At 39.0% G+C, this 16,871-nt stretch carries 12 protein-coding genes, 22 tRNA genes and 2 rRNA genes; 32 read left to right on the forward strand and 4 right to left on the reverse strand.

Translation table 11 applies throughout. The features are described 5' to 3' along the window. The 23 genes from BMW30_RS09905 to BMW30_RS10015 all read left to right on the forward strand — a co-directional run. Positions 1 to 160 (forward strand): 23S ribosomal RNA (locus tag BMW30_RS09905); the annotation flags it as partial. Positions 161 to 260: 100 nt separating this feature from the next. Beyond that, a 5S ribosomal RNA gene (gene rrf / locus BMW30_RS09910) occupies positions 261 to 375 on the forward strand. Positions 376 to 454: 79 nt separating this feature from the next. After that, positions 455 to 530 (forward strand) — tRNA-Val (locus BMW30_RS09915). A gap of 4 nt (positions 531 to 534) precedes the next feature. Then, positions 535 to 610: transfer RNA gene (locus BMW30_RS09920), tRNA-Thr, on the forward strand. Positions 611 to 613: 3 nt separating this feature from the next. Beyond that, a tRNA-Lys gene (locus BMW30_RS09925) sits at positions 614 to 686 on the forward strand. An 8-nt stretch (positions 687 to 694) separates the two neighbouring features. Further along, positions 695 to 776, forward strand: a tRNA-Leu gene (locus BMW30_RS09930). Positions 777 to 805: 29 nt separating this feature from the next. Beyond that, positions 806 to 880: transfer RNA gene (locus BMW30_RS09935), tRNA-Gly, on the forward strand. A gap of 5 nt (positions 881 to 885) precedes the next feature. Next, a tRNA-Leu gene (locus BMW30_RS09940) sits at positions 886 to 974 on the forward strand. 16 nt (positions 975 to 990) lie between these two features. Continuing rightward, positions 991 to 1,064, forward strand: a tRNA-Arg gene (locus tag BMW30_RS09945). A gap of 20 nt (positions 1,065 to 1,084) precedes the next feature. Further along, a tRNA-Pro gene (locus BMW30_RS09950) sits at positions 1,085 to 1,158 on the forward strand. 17 nt (positions 1,159 to 1,175) lie between these two features. Further along, positions 1,176 to 1,251: transfer RNA gene (locus BMW30_RS09955), tRNA-Ala, on the forward strand. A gap of 10 nt (positions 1,252 to 1,261) precedes the next feature. Next, positions 1,262 to 1,335, forward strand: a tRNA-Met gene (locus tag BMW30_RS09960). A gap of 5 nt (positions 1,336 to 1,340) precedes the next feature. Further along, positions 1,341 to 1,414: transfer RNA gene (locus tag BMW30_RS09965), tRNA-Ile, on the forward strand. 32 nt (positions 1,415 to 1,446) lie between these two features. Next, a tRNA-Ser gene (locus BMW30_RS09970) sits at positions 1,447 to 1,539 on the forward strand. A gap of 26 nt (positions 1,540 to 1,565) precedes the next feature. Further along, a tRNA-Met gene (locus BMW30_RS09975) sits at positions 1,566 to 1,639 on the forward strand. Between the two features lie 8 nt (positions 1,640 to 1,647). Beyond that, positions 1,648 to 1,723, forward strand: a tRNA-Asp gene (locus BMW30_RS09980). Positions 1,724 to 1,747: 24 nt separating this feature from the next. Further along, positions 1,748 to 1,823 (forward strand) — tRNA-Phe (locus tag BMW30_RS09985). Positions 1,824 to 1,835: 12 nt separating this feature from the next. Beyond that, positions 1,836 to 1,911, forward strand: a tRNA-Thr gene (locus tag BMW30_RS09990). Between the two features lie 27 nt (positions 1,912 to 1,938). Continuing rightward, positions 1,939 to 2,019, forward strand: a tRNA-Tyr gene (locus BMW30_RS09995). A gap of 8 nt (positions 2,020 to 2,027) precedes the next feature. After that, a tRNA-Trp gene (locus BMW30_RS10000) sits at positions 2,028 to 2,101 on the forward strand. Between the two features lie 5 nt (positions 2,102 to 2,106). Continuing rightward, positions 2,107 to 2,182 (forward strand) — tRNA-His (locus BMW30_RS10005). A 6-nt stretch (positions 2,183 to 2,188) separates the two neighbouring features. Beyond that, a tRNA-Gln gene (locus BMW30_RS10010) sits at positions 2,189 to 2,260 on the forward strand. 9 nt (positions 2,261 to 2,269) lie between these two features. Further along, positions 2,270 to 2,340 (forward strand) — tRNA-Cys (locus tag BMW30_RS10015). A 93-nt stretch (positions 2,341 to 2,433) separates the two neighbouring features. Here the strand turns inward: BMW30_RS10015 and BMW30_RS10020 are convergent. Continuing rightward, entirely contained in the window at positions 2,434 to 2,739 is a 306-nt protein-coding gene (locus BMW30_RS10020) for a putative quinol monooxygenase (protein WP_219314702.1), read from the reverse strand. A 356-nt stretch (positions 2,740 to 3,095) separates the two neighbouring features. On the opposite strand from BMW30_RS10020, the gene rsgA reads away from it, so the two are divergent. After that, the gene (rsgA, locus tag BMW30_RS10025) at positions 3,096 to 4,106 is read left to right on the forward strand and encodes a ribosome small subunit-dependent GTPase A (RefSeq protein WP_091476654.1); all 1,011 of its coding nucleotides are present in this window, start codon (positions 3,096 to 3,098) and stop codon (positions 4,104 to 4,106) included. A gap of 38 nt (positions 4,107 to 4,144) precedes the next feature. On the opposite strand, the gene BMW30_RS10030 is transcribed toward rsgA, so the two are convergent. Together BMW30_RS10030 and BMW30_RS10035 are read right to left on the reverse strand one after the other, a co-directional pair. Next, positions 4,145 to 5,338: an erythromycin esterase family protein gene (locus BMW30_RS10030; protein ID WP_180366290.1), complete on the reverse strand. Its 1,194-nt coding sequence runs from the start codon at positions 5,336 to 5,338 to the stop codon at positions 4,145 to 4,147. 187 nt (positions 5,339 to 5,525) lie between these two features. Continuing rightward, positions 5,526 to 5,607 (reverse strand) — tRNA-Leu (locus tag BMW30_RS10035). Positions 5,608 to 5,751: 144 nt separating this feature from the next. On the opposite strand from BMW30_RS10035, the gene BMW30_RS10040 reads away from it, so the two are divergent. Genes BMW30_RS10040 through BMW30_RS10055 form a run of 4 tightly spaced genes read left to right on the forward strand, consistent with a single transcriptional unit; the run spans position 5,752 to position 9,761 of the window. Further along, positions 5,752 to 6,348, forward strand: coding sequence for a hypothetical protein (locus BMW30_RS10040; protein ID WP_091476658.1), 597 nt, complete (start codon positions 5,752 to 5,754; stop codon positions 6,346 to 6,348). A 36-nt stretch (positions 6,349 to 6,384) separates the two neighbouring features. Further along, entirely contained in the window at positions 6,385 to 7,593 is a 1,209-nt protein-coding gene (locus BMW30_RS10045) for a carboxylate--amine ligase (protein ID WP_091476660.1), read from the forward strand. 1 nt (position 7,594) lies between these two features. After that, positions 7,595 to 8,296 carry an aspartate/glutamate racemase family protein gene (locus BMW30_RS10050; protein WP_091476662.1) on the forward strand — a complete coding sequence of 234 codons (702 nt, stop codon included), beginning with the start codon at positions 7,595 to 7,597 and terminating at the stop codon, positions 8,294 to 8,296. A 19-nt stretch (positions 8,297 to 8,315) separates the two neighbouring features. Continuing rightward, positions 8,316 to 9,761 carry a YncE family protein gene (locus BMW30_RS10055; protein WP_091476664.1) on the forward strand — a complete coding sequence of 482 codons (1,446 nt, stop codon included), beginning with the start codon at positions 8,316 to 8,318 and terminating at the stop codon, positions 9,759 to 9,761. Positions 9,762 to 9,826: 65 nt separating this feature from the next. Here BMW30_RS10055 and BMW30_RS10060 read toward each other — a convergent pair whose 3' ends face one another. Further along, a complete protein-coding gene (locus BMW30_RS10060) occupies positions 9,827 to 11,254 on the reverse strand; it encodes an aldehyde dehydrogenase family protein (protein WP_091476667.1) in 1,428 nt (475 codons plus the stop codon). Between the two features lie 138 nt (positions 11,255 to 11,392). Here BMW30_RS10060 and aspA point away from each other — a divergent pair, with 138 nt between their 5' ends. The 4 genes from aspA to BMW30_RS10670 all read left to right on the forward strand — a co-directional run bounded on the left by aspA (position 11,393) and on the right by BMW30_RS10670 (position 16,728). After that, positions 11,393 to 12,820, forward strand: coding sequence for an aspartate ammonia-lyase (aspA, locus tag BMW30_RS10065; protein WP_091476670.1), 1,428 nt, complete (start codon positions 11,393 to 11,395; stop codon positions 12,818 to 12,820). 137 nt (positions 12,821 to 12,957) lie between these two features. Continuing rightward, on the forward strand, positions 12,958 to 14,631 hold the full coding sequence (locus BMW30_RS10070) for a glutathione ABC transporter substrate-binding protein (protein WP_091476672.1): 1,674 nt from the start codon (positions 12,958 to 12,960) through the stop codon (positions 14,629 to 14,631). 89 nt (positions 14,632 to 14,720) lie between these two features. Next, entirely contained in the window at positions 14,721 to 16,385 is a 1,665-nt protein-coding gene (locus BMW30_RS10075) for a glutathione ABC transporter substrate-binding protein (protein ID WP_245705687.1), read from the forward strand. Positions 16,386 to 16,578: 193 nt separating this feature from the next. Next, the gene (locus BMW30_RS10670) at positions 16,579 to 16,728 is read left to right on the forward strand and encodes a hypothetical protein (RefSeq protein WP_180366291.1); all 150 of its coding nucleotides are present in this window, start codon (positions 16,579 to 16,581) and stop codon (positions 16,726 to 16,728) included. Positions 16,729 to 16,871 lie beyond the last annotated feature (143 nt).

The following is a 16,871-nucleotide window of genomic DNA, read 5'->3' on the forward strand; positions in this document are numbered from 1 at the left end:
TGTGGACGGGATAAGTGCTGAAAGCATCTAAGCATGAAGCCCCCCTCAAGATGAGATTTCCCAATAGATCCCTCAGAGATGATGAGGTAGATAGGTTCGGCATGTAAGTCTAGCGATAGATGTAGTGGACGAATACTAATGGATCAAATGACTTATTCAATAAAATAAGATATGATGACACGTTTGTTAAAATGTGTTTTACGCTTTAATTTCTTTTGTCTTCTATTTAGTTTTGAATGGACATCCATTCAGAGTAATTGTCCGGTGACGATTGCGGAGAGGCCACACCTGTTCCCATGCCGAACACAGTCGTTAAGCTCTCCAGCGCCGATGGTAGTTGGATGTACGTCCCGTGAGAGTAGGACGTCGCCGGGCAAGCTGATTTTATATTTTACTTAAAAAAGTGTTTATTTAAAATTAGATTAATGTATAATAATGATTACAAATAAAAAATGGAGAATTAGCTCAGCTGGGAGAGCATCTGCCTTACAAGCAGAGGGTCGGCGGTTCGATCCCGTCATTCTCCACCATTTTGCTGGCCTAGCTCAATTGGTAGAGCAACTGACTTGTAATCAGTAGGTTGGGGGTTCAAGTCCTCTGGCCAGCACCATTCGAGCCATTAGCTCAGTTGGTAGAGCATTTGACTTTTAATCAAAGGGTCAGAGGTTCGAATCCTCTATGGCTCATTTGATAAGCGGGTGTGGCGGAATTGGCAGACGCACTAGACTTAGGATCTAGCGCCTTCAGGCGTGGGGGTTCGACTCCCTTCACCCGCATCAAACTTTTATACTTAGTACAATCATACGCGGAAGTAGTTCAGTGGTAGAACACCACCTTGCCAAGGTGGGGGTCGCGGGTTCGAATCCCGTCTTCCGCTCCATGATTGCCGGGGTGGCGGAACTGGCAGACGCACAGGACTTAAAATCCTGCGATAAGTGATTATCGTACCGGTTCGATTCCGGTCCTCGGCACCATTTAAAATTGCATTATGCGCCCGTAGCTCAATTGGATAGAGCGTTTGACTACGGATCAAAAGGTTAGGGGTTCGACTCCTCTCGGGCGCGCTTGATTTAATAGTCTTTTACGGGAAGTAGCTCAGCTTGGTAGAGCACTTGGTTTGGGACCAAGGGGTCGCAGGTTCGAATCCTGTCTTCCCGATTTATAACATAATTAATGGGGGCTTAGCTCAGCTGGGAGAGCGCTTGCTTTGCACGCAAGAGGTCAGCGGTTCGATCCCGCTAGTCTCCACCATTTATTTTAGGGCGGCGTAGCTCAGCTGGCTAGAGCGTACGGTTCATACCCGTGAGGTCGGGGGTTCGATCCCCTCTGCCGCCACTTGAGGACCTTTAGCTCAGTTGGTTAGAGCAAACGGCTCATAACCGTTGGGTCGCAGGTTCGAGTCCTGCAAGGTCCACTTTGATATGTTATAATCATATATACTATAATGGAGGAATACCCAAGTCCGGCTGAAGGGATCGGTCTTGAAAACCGACAGGGGCTTAACGGCTCGCGGGGGTTCGAATCCCTCTTCCTCCGCCATTATTTTTGCAGCACTATATTGTTATCGCGGGATGGAGCAGTTCGGTAGCTCGTCGGGCTCATAACCCGAAGGTCGGTGGTTCAAATCCACCTCCCGCAATATTTGAAGGTCCCGTGGTGTAGCGGTTAACATGCCTGCCTGTCACGCAGGAGATCGCGGGTTCGATTCCCGTCGGGACCGCCATTTTTTATAATAGAATACTCGTGTGGTTCTGTAGCTCAGTCGGTAGAGCAAAGGATTGAAAATCCTTGTGTCGGCGGTTCGATTCCGTCCAGAACCACCATTTATAATGTGTGCTGGCCTAGCTCAATTGGTAGAGCAACTGACTTGTAATCAGTAGGTTGGGGGTTCAAGTCCTCTGGCCAGCACCATTTTTCATATAAATTATATATATTTACGGAAGGGTAGCGAAGTGGCTAAACGCGGCGGACTGTAAATCCGCTCCTTCGGGTTCGGCAGTTCGAATCTGCCCCCTTCCATTTTTTTAAGGGGTATAGTTCAATGGTAGAATAGAGGTCTCCAAAACCTTTGATGTGGGTTCGATTCCTACTACCCCTGCCATCGTGGCGGTTGTGGCGAAGTGGTTAACGCATCGGATTGTGGCTCCGACACTCGTGGGTTCGATTCCCATCAATCGCCCCATTTTATTGGGCTATCGCCAAGCGGTAAGGCAACGGTTTTTGGTACCGTCATTCCTAGGTTCGAATCCTAGTAGCCCAGTTTTTTTATGGCGCCATAGCCAAGTGGTAAGGCCGAGGACTGCAAATCCTCTATCACCGGTTCAAATCCGGTTGGCGCCTCTTAATGATCACTCAGGCTATTATTCTAAGCGTTTAAAATTTATGATGAACATATATATAAAAGAGTAACCAAATTTTTGGTTACTCTTTTTTTTATCTACCAATTAGCTTTCCACCAATAACATTTACTGTGGGGAAGTTATCCATCCCTGCGATAATCGGTTTCGCTTTTTCAATTAAATCTCTAAATACGTCTAACTGTAAAGAAGCCTCATGTGCCGTTTTATCTTCCCAAATTTCTACGATATACACACTGTTCGGATCATCTTCATTTTCTCCAACTAAGTAGCAATAGCAATTCTCAACGTCATTCATGTGCTCTGAAGCATCGAGCAAGTATCCCTTCAACTCTTCGACTTTACCATCAACTGCAGTCAAACTACCATTTACAGCGTACATTGACACACCTCACTATTGTATTTTTACTTCTTTAATTTAGCAGTTCATTCAAAATTATGCAATCTATATTATATGTATGTGTTTTAAGAGATGTGTAAATATGTTATGATTAAACTACTTAAGAACATTCGGGGGGTGTGAATATTATGTCAAATCTAACTATAAACATTGTAATTGTAAATATTCACGCCCAGGAGTTTGTTTAAAACGATCTGTTTAAGGTATCCTTAAACCCTTTTTAAATATATATCACTCTTTTTTGGGGGCGTGTATACTTCGTATGCGTCTTTTTTGGTGCGTGAATATTCTAGTTATATCACTTTTGCCTAGCGTTTTACAAAGAGAGGAATATTATAATGAAAAATTTTAATGATTACGGAATAAGTCGTTATGAAGATGAATTCGGTTTAGAAAATGTTGGCCGAATTATAGAGAAAAGACATTATTACTATGACGTATTTTATAATGGAAGAGTTTTAAGGAATATTGAGAAGGTCCGGAAGTTATATGAAACATCGATTGTCGTTGGTGATTTTGTCTCGCTAGCTAATTATGAAGGTGTGACATACATCGATGCTTTAAATGAGCGAAAATCTAAAGTGTCAAAGCAATCGAGTCATGCGTCTAAAAGTTTTAATGAAAATCATGATGAACAGTTGCTTGCTGCGAACGTGGATCAAGTGTTTATATTGATTGCTGCAGATCAGCGTTTTACTTTATCAAAATTTGAACGATATTATGCAGTGTTTAATCAACCGAATATTGATTTACATGTACTGATATCAAAAGCAGATTATGTTGAGAATATGATTACAATTATTGATGAAATTTCATCAGTGTATCCGAATATAATGATTACACCAATCAGTATGAATCAAGAAGAGACGATTGAGTCAGTTAAAGCACTTATTGAGAAATATTCGACTTCGATGTTTATCGGTGCTTCCGGTGTTGGAAAATCAACGCTTGTGAATGCACTGAGCGGTGTCGGTGAATTGACGAATGATGTGAGAAGTGATGGTAAAGGAAAACATACGACGACACATACGAAACTTATACCACTTGAAGAAACGAGTTCTTATTTAATTGACACTCCTGGATTTAAAACGATTAGTACAACAGCCGAGATTGGACTTGAGGCTCTGTTTCAACCGATTTATGACAAGATGAATGAGTGTAAGTTTAATGATTGTTCACATAAACATGAACCGGGATGTGCAGTGATTGCTGCGGTAGAAAGTGGAGATATATCAGAGGTATTATACGAAAGGTATTTGGTTAACGAGAAGAAATTCGAAGGTCAGTTGAAGCATGAAAATAATAAGGAATCGAAGAAAGCGCGTGAGCTCAAGAAAAAGTTAAGCTAAAAATTAGGGTCCGATGATAATATTCATCGGACCGTTTTTTATTTTTCGATATAATCCATATAGATGAAAGCATCGAAATGATCATTTGGAATGAATTCGACTGGCCATTCTTCGTGACCAAAATCATACATGAGTAATTTTTCGTCTGCCCAATCTAGACTATTCAATGGAACAAAGAACTGGTCCTTCTTAAATTCACCTAATAAATATTCTACTGACCTTTTATCTTGTTTACGACCATAATCATTACTTTCGTCACCTTGAAAAGCTTCATATTCATTGGAAGCTTCATTAAAAATTGTAGCAACAATGAGTACATTTAAATCAGATGCCTCAAGAAAGTGACCCAGGCTGTATGTCAATTCGTCTTGTCGAAAGTCATCGACATAATTAATTGGAGAGAGTGATTTTGAAGCATGCATATTATGAACATAGACGATAATTTTTTCATCTTCAGCTACCAGCTCTTCTATATTTTCAAGCATCCCTTTACCGCGACGGGCATAATAATCTTCACTGTCATTCGAAATATCGAGATCCTCAACGAAATCTTCATGCATAGGACCCTCAAGCACATTTACACGTTCTTTTATATATGCTTTGCTTTCGGGAGATAACGAGTCAAAGTAATCACTATTAATGATTGTGTTATAGATATCTAATGTTTCATTTGCCAATGCAAAATCCATTGTGTTTTTAGTTAATAGATCATATGTGAAATTTCTCATTCGATATTCAGCTGTTTTAAAATCTGCTGTATCCCAAAATTGTTCAATATCTTCCGTGATATACAATTCTTCGAATGTTGAGTTAGTAGGTTGACCTGAAGGTCGACTCATCCAATTCATGCCTGTGACATGCAGACTTTCGGTCTCTAGGAGCTCAGGTAACATTGGATTAATTGAAAGTATGTGTGGGTCGATGATATTAGTTAGAACATCTTCAACACTGTGACTATCTTTGTATTGATTAATGAAAGTCCAATAATCTTTTGACTGCTCAAAAGCCACTGTGGAGAAATTATGATGTTCGTTTAAGTAGAGTGCGAGCTCTGCATGAAGCGTTGTCATATCACGTGAGTTGTGTGTACTTTCAGCTAATACAATCACATCATACTCTTCGAAGTAATTGCCAAGTTCTGACCAATCCTTATTTAAATCATAAATATGTTCAGTATCTTCGTTTGAGAATCCAACGAGGAATAAAGTGAGCAGTAGTGCGAGACGTTTCATAGTAACCTCCGAATAGATTGATGTATTAATAATAACATGATGTAAGGTGTCATTTTGGGGATATTCAAGTTGAAAATCACAGTTTCTTTTATTCGTGTTGTTAGCGGTTCTCAAATCAGCCTTTTCGTAACAGTTATAATCACAAACAAAAACCTCTACCACCATTATGATGAGAGGTTTTAATCGATACCGCCGGTCGGGATCGAACCGACACTCCGTTAAGAACTGGATTTTGAGTCCAGCGCGTCTGCCAATTCCGCCACGGCGGCATAAAAATCGACAAGTATTATTTTAATATAAAATGAAAAGATACGCAATGTTTTTATCGTTAATAATGAATTCAGTCGGTTAAATAGTGTAAAATGAATAATAGTTATTTATGATTTACTTGAGCCTTTGAAAGTAGGATGCAGATGGTTGAACAAAAGGTGCCGTGGTTAAAGTACTATAAACTAAAAATTTTATTAGTACCGATTATTATATTTCTCTTTATAGAGATGACGGATATGCTAAATGGTAAATTTGATGTCAGTTTAACATTGCTCATTGCATTGATTGTGAGTGCATGTGTTATTCCAATGATGATGATCAAGTGGACCGAGAGATTGATTGTGGAACACTATGATAGTGATGAGAAGAACTTAACAAATCAAGGCTTTACTTATTTTTTTGGTGGCGCAGTTTTGAGTATTGTGATCGTAATTGCTCTGACATTTTTTTCACGGTGGTTTCCACTTGTCACATTTTTTGAGCTTGCACCATCCACTGCACGAAGTATAGGTGTTGTTGTTTTTATCTTCATCGTGATTGTGACGATCATACTGAATTTTTGGCCATTAACTATTTTGATTACAATTATAGGTGGTCAGCATTTAATCTTTTTATTTAGTGAGAATGGTGAGGCAATCAGCTACACGACAATTGTTATGGGGACACTGCTTGTCCTGTTCGTTGTCGGTATTATAATAATGAGTATTTTAATACATAGAGATAAGGATGAACTGGAATAAATTTCATTCTTTTAAATTAGAAAGGTCGGATTTTTAATGAATCAAAATAATAGAAAATTTGTACCGGTAACGATTGGTGCGAATTTAGGTGCGTATAGCCTTGCTCGCGCATTTCATGAGCAATATGGTGTAAACACGGAGCTATTATGTGGCGTCGTTATTTTCCCTGTTAAAGACTCAAAATTGTTTAATATTACAGTAGATAGAAATTTACATTATGAGCCGAGGGAGAGTTTAAAAAAATACATCGAAGCAATAGAAAATAAGTATCCGGGCTATGAAAAAATAATAGTCCCTTCTGAAGATTTTTCAGTGAACTATGTCCTTTCAAATATAGATCTGTTTGGTGACGATTGGCATATTCCATTCTCTGGTAAAGAACTTGTAGATGAAGTGGCGAATAAGCAAGACTTCTATAATATTTGTGAAACCGTTGGGCTGAAGTATCCAAAAACATGGACCTTCGGTGCGGATGATGAATTTCCAGCTGATGCCAAAGGTAAACTTGTCATTAAACATTTGGAATCAAGACACTTTGAAGCAGCTGTAAAAAGTGGTATTAAAAAGATTTATGTGAACGACAATGAAGTTCAAGCCGAAGCGGCGTTGAAGCAAATACGTGAAGATGGATTTTTAGAACGCTTGGTGTTGCAAGAGTATATCGAATCAGATGATACGGATATTGCTGTTGTGACAAGTTACCGTTCGCCGGTCGATAAGGAAGTGAAACTGGTTTCATTCGGTCGTGTGCTCGTTGAAGATCGTTCTGAAATGAAAGGTGGAAATCACTTAACAATTTTAACTGAAGAAGTCCCAGTTGAAGTTAAAGAAGGGATTACGCGTCTGTTGGAAAAGAAGGATTACGTCGGATTTGCGAACTTCGATATCATTTATGATAACAGCAGAGGCGAATGGAACTTTTTAGAACTCAATCCACGTTTAGGATATTCGAACTATCAATTAACTGCTCAAGGTTATAATGTTGCAAAAATACTTGTGGATGACTTACTTTATCAGTTAGATATGAGTGACTTTAATGAATCTCATATTGTGTATACAGTAATCGATAATGGATTGAATAATAAATATATTACCGATGATTATAAAGATACATTTAACAATCTTAAACAATCTCATAATGTGTATAGTCCTTATGATTATAAAGGAGATTCGAGCTTAAAGCGTAAGCTGGAAATGCTGAAGTATCATCGACGTGCACGCATGGAGATTGTAGAAGGAAGGTAGCATGAGTAAATTCTTTGGAATTATAGGTGGAATGGGCACGCTTGCTTCTACTCAGTTCATCACAGATATGAATCGTTACTATCGCCCAGACAAGGATCAGAAATATTTGAATTATGTCCTATATAATTATGCAGATATTCCAGATCGTACAGCATACATTTTGGATCAATCGAATGAAAATCCGGCACCATATTTGATCGATGCAGCGAAAAAAGTAGAGTTGCTTGGTGTTGAATTTGTCGTCATTGCATGTAATACGGCACACTACTATTTGAAAGAAATTAAAGCGTCTACGAACGTGCCAATATTAAACATGTTGGATATTGTGAAAGAGAGACTGGTAGAATTAAAACCGAAAAAAGTAGGAATCATGGCAACATCAGGTACGCTTGAAAGTAAACTCTACCATGATGTTATTAAAGACAGCGGCAATCAAGTTATCGAAACGACTGAGGCATTGCAAGAGCGAATGATGTCATTGATCTATGATGATGTGAAACAAAACAACTTTATTAATGTAGACGTGTTCCAGTCATTAATTGAAGAATATAAATCACTTGGTGCAGAAGTCATTATTCTAGGTTGTACTGAATTATCCCTTTTGAATTCACATTTAGAAATTTCAGACGATGAACTCATTGACGCACAGAAGCTAACGATTTTAGAGACGATTAACCGTGCGCGGGTTACCCAGAATAAATAATATTAAATGAGGTAGTACAATGAAAAAATTATTATTATCCATATCACTCTTAATGCTGCTTGCAGCATGTTCCGATGCCGATACGAATGATGACTCTGAAGTTGAAGATGTCGAAGAAGTTTCATCAGAAGAAGTAGAAGCGGACGAAGAAACAGAAGATACGTCTGAAGATACTGAGGAAGAAGTCGAAGAAGAATCTACTGAAGAAACAGAGTCTGAAGAAGAAACAGATGAAGAGTCAGTAGACACTGAAGAAGAATCAGAAGATACTGATGAAGAAACATCAGATGAAGAATCAGATGAAGATACTGCTATAGACGATGAAAGTGAAGAAGAGGAAGAAGTGGATTATTTAGCAGACAGAGCACCTTCTAATGAAACATTTATGTCATTTGAAGAGACTGTAACTGAAGGTCCGGCAACACCAAAATCGATCGTTTCGAATGGTGAAGGGTTGCTTATTGCGAATAACATGTTGTATCAACACAGTGTGACACTTTATGATTCTGAAACGAATGAACTCGTGAAGAGTTTGAGTGATGCAGTTGATTTACATTCATATGGTTTCACAGAGTATCCTGAAGACACGCTCATCAACGGTTCACCTGTTGAAGCGGTGTGGACGTCTGACGGTGATTATGCATATGTATCAAACTATTTAGTTGCTGATTATGGTGGCTATGCAGATGATGCATGTACGAGTGGTAGCGCAATTACACCTGGTTTCATTTATCGTTTGAATGCGGAAACACTAGAGTGGGATGATGTCATCCAAGCGGGTAGAATTCCGAAATATGTCGCTTTAACGAGTGATGAAAGCACATTGTTAGTGTCAAACTGGTGTGACCACGATATGTCAATCATCGATGTTGAGTCTGGTGAGACATTGCATAGAGTACCACTGAACACAAATCCACGTGGTATTGTCATTCTTCCAGACGATAAAACAGCATACGTTACTGCACAGTGGGCACATGAACTTTATCGTGTGGACATTGAAAATGGAACGTCTGAAAAAGTAATGGACACGGGTATTATGCCACGTCACTTAGTGATCAGTCCTGAAGGCGACATCATTTACTTAACGCTTTCACGTGAGAATATGATCTTGAAGATGGATGCGGAGACGGCAGAAGTAATCGATAGTACGTATACAGGTCTTGAGCCAAGAACGACTGATATTTCACCAGACGGCACAGCTTTATATGTTGTAAACTACGATGAAGCAACCGTTTCGAAGTTTGATGCAAATACACTCGAAGAAATTCAAAGAGAACCTGTTGGTTATTCTCCGATCGGTGTCACATATGATGAGAAAACAGGTAAGGTATGGGTGGCAAACTACGGTGGGACATTCACAGTATTTAATGATTTAAATGATGAATTACCTATCGATGAAGTAGCAGTTGAAGGCGAAGAGACTTTTGAAGGTGAACAGACAGAAGAATCAAGTGATGTTGAATAATTAAAATAACCGTACGTAACGAGCGAATCATCGCTTGTTACGTACGGTTTTATATTTGTCTTGATTTACTCAGTGAAATAACCTGGAATAGACTTCACTTCAAGATATTCTTCGATACCGAAGTCTCCCCATTCTCTTCCGATACCTGAGCTCTTATATCCCCCAAACGGTAAATCATTCGTGCGAACACCATCATTTAATGAGACGACACCAGACTCGATATTACGTGCTAACTTACGAATGACTTCTTTGTCATTACCGATAATATATCCCGCTAAGCCAAATTCAACGTCGTTCGCAATTTCAATTGCTTCATCCAGATCTTTATATGTCAGAATCGTCATTACAGGTCCGAAAATTTCTTCTTGTGCTATCGTCATATTATTTTTAACATCTGTGAATACTGTTGGTTTAACGAAATAACCTTTGCCTAAACCTTCAGGTTTGCCAAGCCCACCTGCAATTAATTTTGCTTCATCTTGTCCTTTTAAAATATATCCTTGAACCGTATCAAACTGTTCTTTAGATACTAATGGACCAACGCGAATCCCTTCTTCTCGTGGATTACCAACAGTAAATTCTGGTAACTTTTTCAAAATTGCAGCTTCGAATTCTTCTTTTAAATGTTCGGGGATGAGTGTACGTGATGCAGCTGTACATACTTGACCAGAATTGTTCATGATTTTAGTCAGCGCTGCTTCTGCTGCTTCTTCAATATCAACATCATCTAAAATAATAAGTGGCGACTTACCACCGAGTTCTAGTGAAATTTTCTTAAAACTATCTGCAGCATTTTTCATGATTAATTTACCAGCTGCACCTGAACCAGTGAATGACACTTTACGAATTTTAGGATGTGAACTGATTGCGTCACCGACGACACTACCACTACCTGTGACTAAGTTGAAGTAACCTTTTGGTACACCAGCTGCTTCAAAAATCTCTGCTAATATAATTGCAGCAAACGGTGTTTCACTTGAAGGTTTTAATACAACAGGACAACCCGCTGCAAATGCTGCTGCTAATTTAATACACGTTTGATTCGTCGGGAAGTTCCACGGTGTAATCAATCCAGAAACGCCGACAGCTTCTTTAACAACAAGTGCTTCACCACGACGTTCTTCGAAAACGACTTTTTCGATACCATCGATTGCACCTTCAAAATGGTTGATACCCGCTTGATAATGTGTTTTTTCTGAAAGCTGAAGCGGCGCACCGAGCTCTGCTGTCATTGCATCGATTAAATCATCTTTACGCTTTTTATATTCTTCAAGAATTTTTTGGAGCAGTTCTTTTCTGTATTCTACTGAAGTATTTCTAAACTCAAGATAAACAGCATGTGCTGCTTCTACAGCTTTGTCCACATCTTCTCGTGTACCTTTAGCAATTTTTCCTAAAACCTCTTCGGTTGCGGGATTGATCACTTCAACAGATTCATTACTTGTTGAGTTTACCCACTCACCATTGATATACTGTTTTGCTCTGTTAAACATATATTTATCCTCCTGAGTATGATATTATAATAGCGTTTACACATATAATATTGTGATACAAAAAAGCTAAAATGTACAACATTTAATTTTACTTATGATCACAATTTATTTTAATTTTAATAGTAGGGGAGAAATAACATGTTAGAAACGCGCACTGAATATGATTTTTTAGGCGAAAAAGAGATTGATATCGATGCACTTTACGGTATTCAAACTGTAAGAGCAACAGAGAATTTCCCGATAACTGGATATCGTATTTCTACTGATTTAATTCGAGCATTCGGTATGGTCAAGCGAGCGAGTGCAATTGCGAATTTTGAAATTGGCCGCTTAAATGAAACGTATAAAAACGCCATCGTACAAGCATCACAAGAGGTGATTGATGGTGAGCATCACGAGAACTTCATCGTTGACCCAATTCAAGGTGGTGCTGGTACTTCTATTAATATGAATGCGAATGAAGTAATCGCAAACAGAGCGTTAGAAATTTTAGGCAAAGATAAAGGAGACTATTCATTCTTATCACCAAACAATCATGTGAATATGTCTCAATCAACGAATGATGCATTCCCTACAGCAATACATATTGCAGTAATCACCCGTGCTGAAAAATTATTAGAGACGATGCAAGAGATGCTCCACGTCTTTAAAGAAAAAGCTTCTGAATTTGATCATGTCATTAAAATGGGGCGTACACACTTACAAGATGCAGTACCGATAAGACTCGGGCAAGAATATGGTGCATATGCGAAAGTGATTGAGCGTGATATCAGACGTATCACAAACTCAATCGAGCATCTCTATGAAGTGAACATCGGTGCAACAGCTGTCGGAACAGGTTTGAACGCTGATGAACATTATATTGATGTTGCAGTCAGAGAACTCGCTGCAGTGTCTGGTTATCCTATGGTGCGTGCTGAAAATTTAGTCGATGCAACTCAAAATACAGATGCATATACTGAAGTATCCAGTCAGTTGAAAGTATGTATGATCAACATGTCGAAAATCGCCAATGATTTACGATTAACATCATCTGGACCACGAACTGGATTAAATGAAATCAATCTACCACCGAGACAACCTGGCTCATCTATCATGCCTGGTAAAGTAAACCCTGTAATGGCTGAGATGATTAACCAAATTGCATTCCAAGTCATCGGAAATGATACGACGATTTCTATGGCTTCAGAAGCGGGACAGTTAGAGTTAAACGTCATGGAACCTGTGCTCGTGTTTAACTTGTTACAGTCAATCGATATTATGAGAAATGGCTTCAACGTATTCAGCAAGTACTGTGTTAAAAATATTAGTGCGAATACTGCTGTTATGAAAGAAGCAGTAGAACGCAGTGTTGGTACAATCACAGCATTGACACCACATATCGGTTATGACCGTGCATCGAAAATTGCGCGTCAAGCCATCGTAACGGGTGAATCGGTACGTGACCTATGTGAAAAAGAAAATATTTTAACAGCAGAAGAACTGAACCATGTGTTCGATGCATATGAAATGACGAATATCGGTGTATCTACGCTTCCGGCAACAGAAGATACAATTAAATATTAATCAAAAACGATAACCGCTCTTTTACAGAGCGGTTATTAATTTTTTATGAATAAAGAATGAAATTTTATTAAAAATAAGATGCAAAAATTGGAATTATCTGATAATATATTTTTATAACGTTTAAGGAGGATATATGCATGAAAAGAATCAAAGGTTATGCTTTATCGGCGTTATCACTAGGCTTACTTGGTGTAGCAGCATTCGGGCTAACATCAAATGAAGTACAAGCTCAAGATGATGGTGATGAGAATAGAGGAGATTTAGTCATGGCGATGATGAGTGATGTCGTTACACTAGACCCTCACGGAAGTAATGACACATCTTCAGCGCAAGTAAGAATCAATCTTTACGAACGTCTCACGATGACTGATGCAGATATGAACCTCGTTCCTGGTTTAGCAACTGAGTGGGAAGCGGTTGATGATACGACATGGAATTTCCAATTAAGAGAAGGTACAACATTCCACAGCGGTGCGGACTTCACTGGTGAAGATGTTAAAGCAACACTTGACCGTGTGCTCGATCCGGCAGTCGGATCTGAAGTCGCATTTTTATTCGATGTCATTGAAGAAGTAGAAGTTGTAGGTGACTATGAAGTGAACCTTCATTTAGAATATCCGTTTGCGCCATTACCAAGTCACTTGGCACATAATACAGCGGGCATCATGAGCAAAGAGTTAATCGATGCAGATTATCAAAATGCTTTAGATGAAGCTGGCGTAGAATTAACAGTTGAAGAATATTATGAACTTCGTGAAGAAGGCGGCGAGGAATTTGAAGACGTTGCGGCTCAAATCGGAGAATTCATAGGTAACGTTGTTGCAGTTGAACCAGATGGAACAAACCATATCCAATTTGTTTCACGTTCAGCAGGTAACGAGGTTGTCACAGAGTATTTCGAGGACTTCCAAGGTGGAGATCGAAACTTTGACACAGTAACATTCCGAGTAATTCCAGAGTCTGGTTCACGTATTGCTGAACTAGAAACTGGTGGAGTACAGGTCGTTAAAGAATTAGATGCAACGAACTATGACCGTGTTGCGAATGCAGATAACATGGCTATCGTAGAAGAAGCATCACTACGTACTGACTACTTAGGATTCAACGTTGAGAAAGAACCATTCGACGATATTAATGTGCGTCGTGCAATTTCTCACGCAATTGACCCACAGTTAATCGTTGATGGTATCTTTGAAGGAATCGGTACCGTTGCAAATGGTCCAATCGCTTCAGGTGTATTCGGTTATGATGAAGAACAAGCGACTCAAGTATATGACTTAGAGTTAGCACAAGAATTCATGGCTGAGAGTTCAGTGCCTGATGGATTTAGCACAACACTTTGGGTGCGTAACGAAGAACAGTTCGTTAACATCGCACTTGTTATTCAAGAAAACTTAGCAGAGTTAGGCATCGATGTTGAAATTGAGCAGATGGAGTGGGGTACATATTTAGACCGCACAGCAAACGGTGAGCAAGAAATGTACATCTTAGGATGGACGACTGTAACTGCTGATGCTGACTATGGTTTATACGCACTTTATCATTCGAATAACTTCGGTGCGCCGGGTAACCGCTCATTCCACTCTACACCAGAGTTAGATGATGCGTTAGAGCGTGGTCGTACAGAAGCAGATGAAGATGCACGTCTTGAAGCATACAGTGAGGCACAAGCAATCATCGTTGAAGAAGCGCCGACTGTAAACTTAATTCACCAGAACTTTGTTGCAGGATATAATACAGATCAAGTTTCTGGTATTTATGTCGATGCAATTGGTGACGTACGCTTTGAGAATGTAGAATTTAACGAGTAAACAAAAGATTGTGTTCGACATGGAAACATGATGACATTTATCATGTTTCCATTTTTTGACTTTATTACAATTCGGGAGATGACATAAAGATGAAACATAAAATGAAGTATTCGTTAGTCGGTTTAGGTCTATTGGCAACTGTTGGACTTTCATTAGCATCAACAGATGTACATGCACAGGAAGACGACAATCGCGGTGATTTAGTTATGGCAATGATGAGTGATGTTGTTACGCTAGATCCACATGATAGTAACGATGCATCCTCTGGACAAGTTCGAATCAATATATATGAGCGATTGATTCATACAGATGTTGATATGAATTTAGAACCTGGTCTTGCGACTGAGTGGGAAGCAATTGACGAAACGACTTGGAACTTTACATTGAGAGAAGGCACGACATTCCATAGCGGTGCGGAATTTACGGGTGAAGATGTTAAAGCAACGTTTGATCGTGTTTTAGACCCAGCAGTTGGTTCAGTCGTAAGCTTCTTATATGAAATGATTGAAGAAGTTGAAGTTGTAGATGATTACGAAGTTAACTTACATTTAGAGTATCCGTTTGCGCCGTTAATCAGTCACCTTGCACATAACACAGCGGGTATTATGAGCAAAGATCTTATCGATAGAGACTACCAAAATGCAATTGATGAAGCGGGTCTTGATATCACATTAGATGAATATTATGAACTGCGTGAAGAAGGCGGCGAAGAGTTTGAAGAAGTTGCTGCTGAAATGGGAGAGTTTTTAGGTCAAATCATTGCAGCTGAACCAGATGGAACAAACCATTTGAAATTTGCTAGTCGTTCTGCAGGTAGCGAAGTTGTATTCGATTTATTCGAAGATTTCCAAGGTGGAGAACGCAACTTTGATAGCGTAACATTTAGAGTGATACCAGAATCAGGTTCACGTATGGCAGAGCTTGAAACAGGAGGTATTGACATCGTTAAAGAATTGGATGCGACAAACTATGAACGCGTTGTAAATAATGAAGCGACAGATGTCGTTGAAGCTGAATCATTACGTACAGAATATCTTGGAATGAATACGCAAAACGAGCCGTTTGATGATCAAAATGTTCGCTTAGCAATCGCGCATGCAATTGATCGTGACATGATTGTAGAAGGTGTATTAAACGGTATAGGTAACGTGGCAAACGGACCACTTGCTTCAGGTGTATTCGGATACGATGAAGAAGTTTCTACACAAGTCTATGATGTAGAACTCGCGAGAGAATACTTAGCTGAAAGTTCAGTACCAGATGGATTTGATACGACAATTTGGGTGCGTAATGAAGAGCAATATGTAAATATCGCATTGTACATCCAAGAGAGTTTAGCAGAGATTGGTATCAATGCTGAAATCGAACAGATGGAGTGGGGTGCGTACCTAGACCGTTTAGCTAATGGTGAGCATGATATGTATATCCTTGGTTGGACGACAGTAACTGCTGATGCAGACTACGGTTTGTATGTGCTCAATCACTCAGAAACATATGGTGCTGCCGGTAACCGTGCATTCTTCTCTACACCAGAACTTGATGAACTGCTCGATGCGGGTAGAAGCAATCCTGATCCAGATGAGCGTTTAGATATTTATAGAGATGCTCAAGAAATCATTGTTGAAGAATCACCAGTCGTTTATTTAATGCACCAGAACTTCATCGCTGGGTACAATACAGATAATATAACAGGTATTACAATTACACCTGTTGGAGATGTAAGATTTGAAGATGTTGAGTTCGTAAATGAATAAAATTGGTATAAAAATCTTAGAATAATGTGCAAAAGACAGTCGTTTTTGGCTGTCTTTTTTAATTTTTAAAGAATTACTATAGTATTCTAATTATATTTTAATGATAAATATACCTTTTATTGTATATTATATAACTATCAGCTGATTCGAATTATCGAAACAGCAATATGCAGTAAAATAGGAGATGTAAATTATGAAACTTTCAAAATGGATGTTAGCTTTAGGATTAACTTCAGTATTTGCTCTAGCAGCTTGTACAGATGACAGTGAAGTTGATGATAATTTAGAACCTGATGAGTCTGTTGAAGAAGTAGAAGATCTCGAGCCTGCTGACGAACAGTAAGCACTAGAACTAGCACTGAATTGGACAGCAGTTGCTAACGTAAAAGAAATGGAACAAATAGGTATATGTAGAATTTATTCTACTAATTATTGGAGAGCTGAAGTTGAGTATAACTTCAGCTCTTTTTTTGAATCAAACAAACC

Source organism: Aliicoccus persicus (assembly GCF_900110815.1).
GTDB lineage: Bacteria > Bacillota > Bacilli > Staphylococcales > Salinicoccaceae > Aliicoccus > Aliicoccus persicus.

Coding starts and splice junctions, on each gene's coding strand:
- BMW30_RS10040 (WP_091476658.1), top strand. CDS start 5,752: ATGGTTGAACAAAAGGTGCCGTGGTTAAAGTACTATAAACTAAAAATT.
- BMW30_RS10045 (WP_091476660.1), top strand. CDS start 6,385: ATGAATCAAAATAATAGAAAATTTGTACCGGTAACGATTGGTGCGAAT.
- BMW30_RS10055 (WP_091476664.1), top strand. CDS start 8,316: ATGAAAAAATTATTATTATCCATATCACTCTTAATGCTGCTTGCAGCA.
- BMW30_RS10070 (WP_091476672.1), top strand. CDS start 12,958: ATGAAAAGAATCAAAGGTTATGCTTTATCGGCGTTATCACTAGGCTTA.
- BMW30_RS10670 (WP_180366291.1), top strand. CDS start 16,579: ATGAAACTTTCAAAATGGATGTTAGCTTTAGGATTAACTTCAGTATTT.
- BMW30_RS10030 (WP_180366290.1), bottom strand. CDS start 5,338: ATGAAACGTCTCGCACTACTGCTCACTTTATTCCTCGTTGGATTCTCA.
- BMW30_RS10050 (WP_091476662.1), top strand. CDS start 7,595: ATGAGTAAATTCTTTGGAATTATAGGTGGAATGGGCACGCTTGCTTCT.
- aspA (WP_091476670.1), top strand. CDS start 11,393: ATGTTAGAAACGCGCACTGAATATGATTTTTTAGGCGAAAAAGAGATT.
- BMW30_RS10020 (WP_219314702.1), bottom strand. CDS start 2,739: ATGTACGCTGTAAATGGTAGTTTGACTGCAGTTGATGGTAAAGTCGAA.
- BMW30_RS10075 (WP_245705687.1), top strand. CDS start 14,721: ATGAAACATAAAATGAAGTATTCGTTAGTCGGTTTAGGTCTATTGGCA.
- rsgA (WP_091476654.1), top strand. CDS start 3,096: ATGAAAAATTTTAATGATTACGGAATAAGTCGTTATGAAGATGAATTC.
- BMW30_RS10060 (WP_091476667.1), bottom strand. CDS start 11,254: ATGTTTAACAGAGCAAAACAGTATATCAATGGTGAGTGGGTAAACTCA.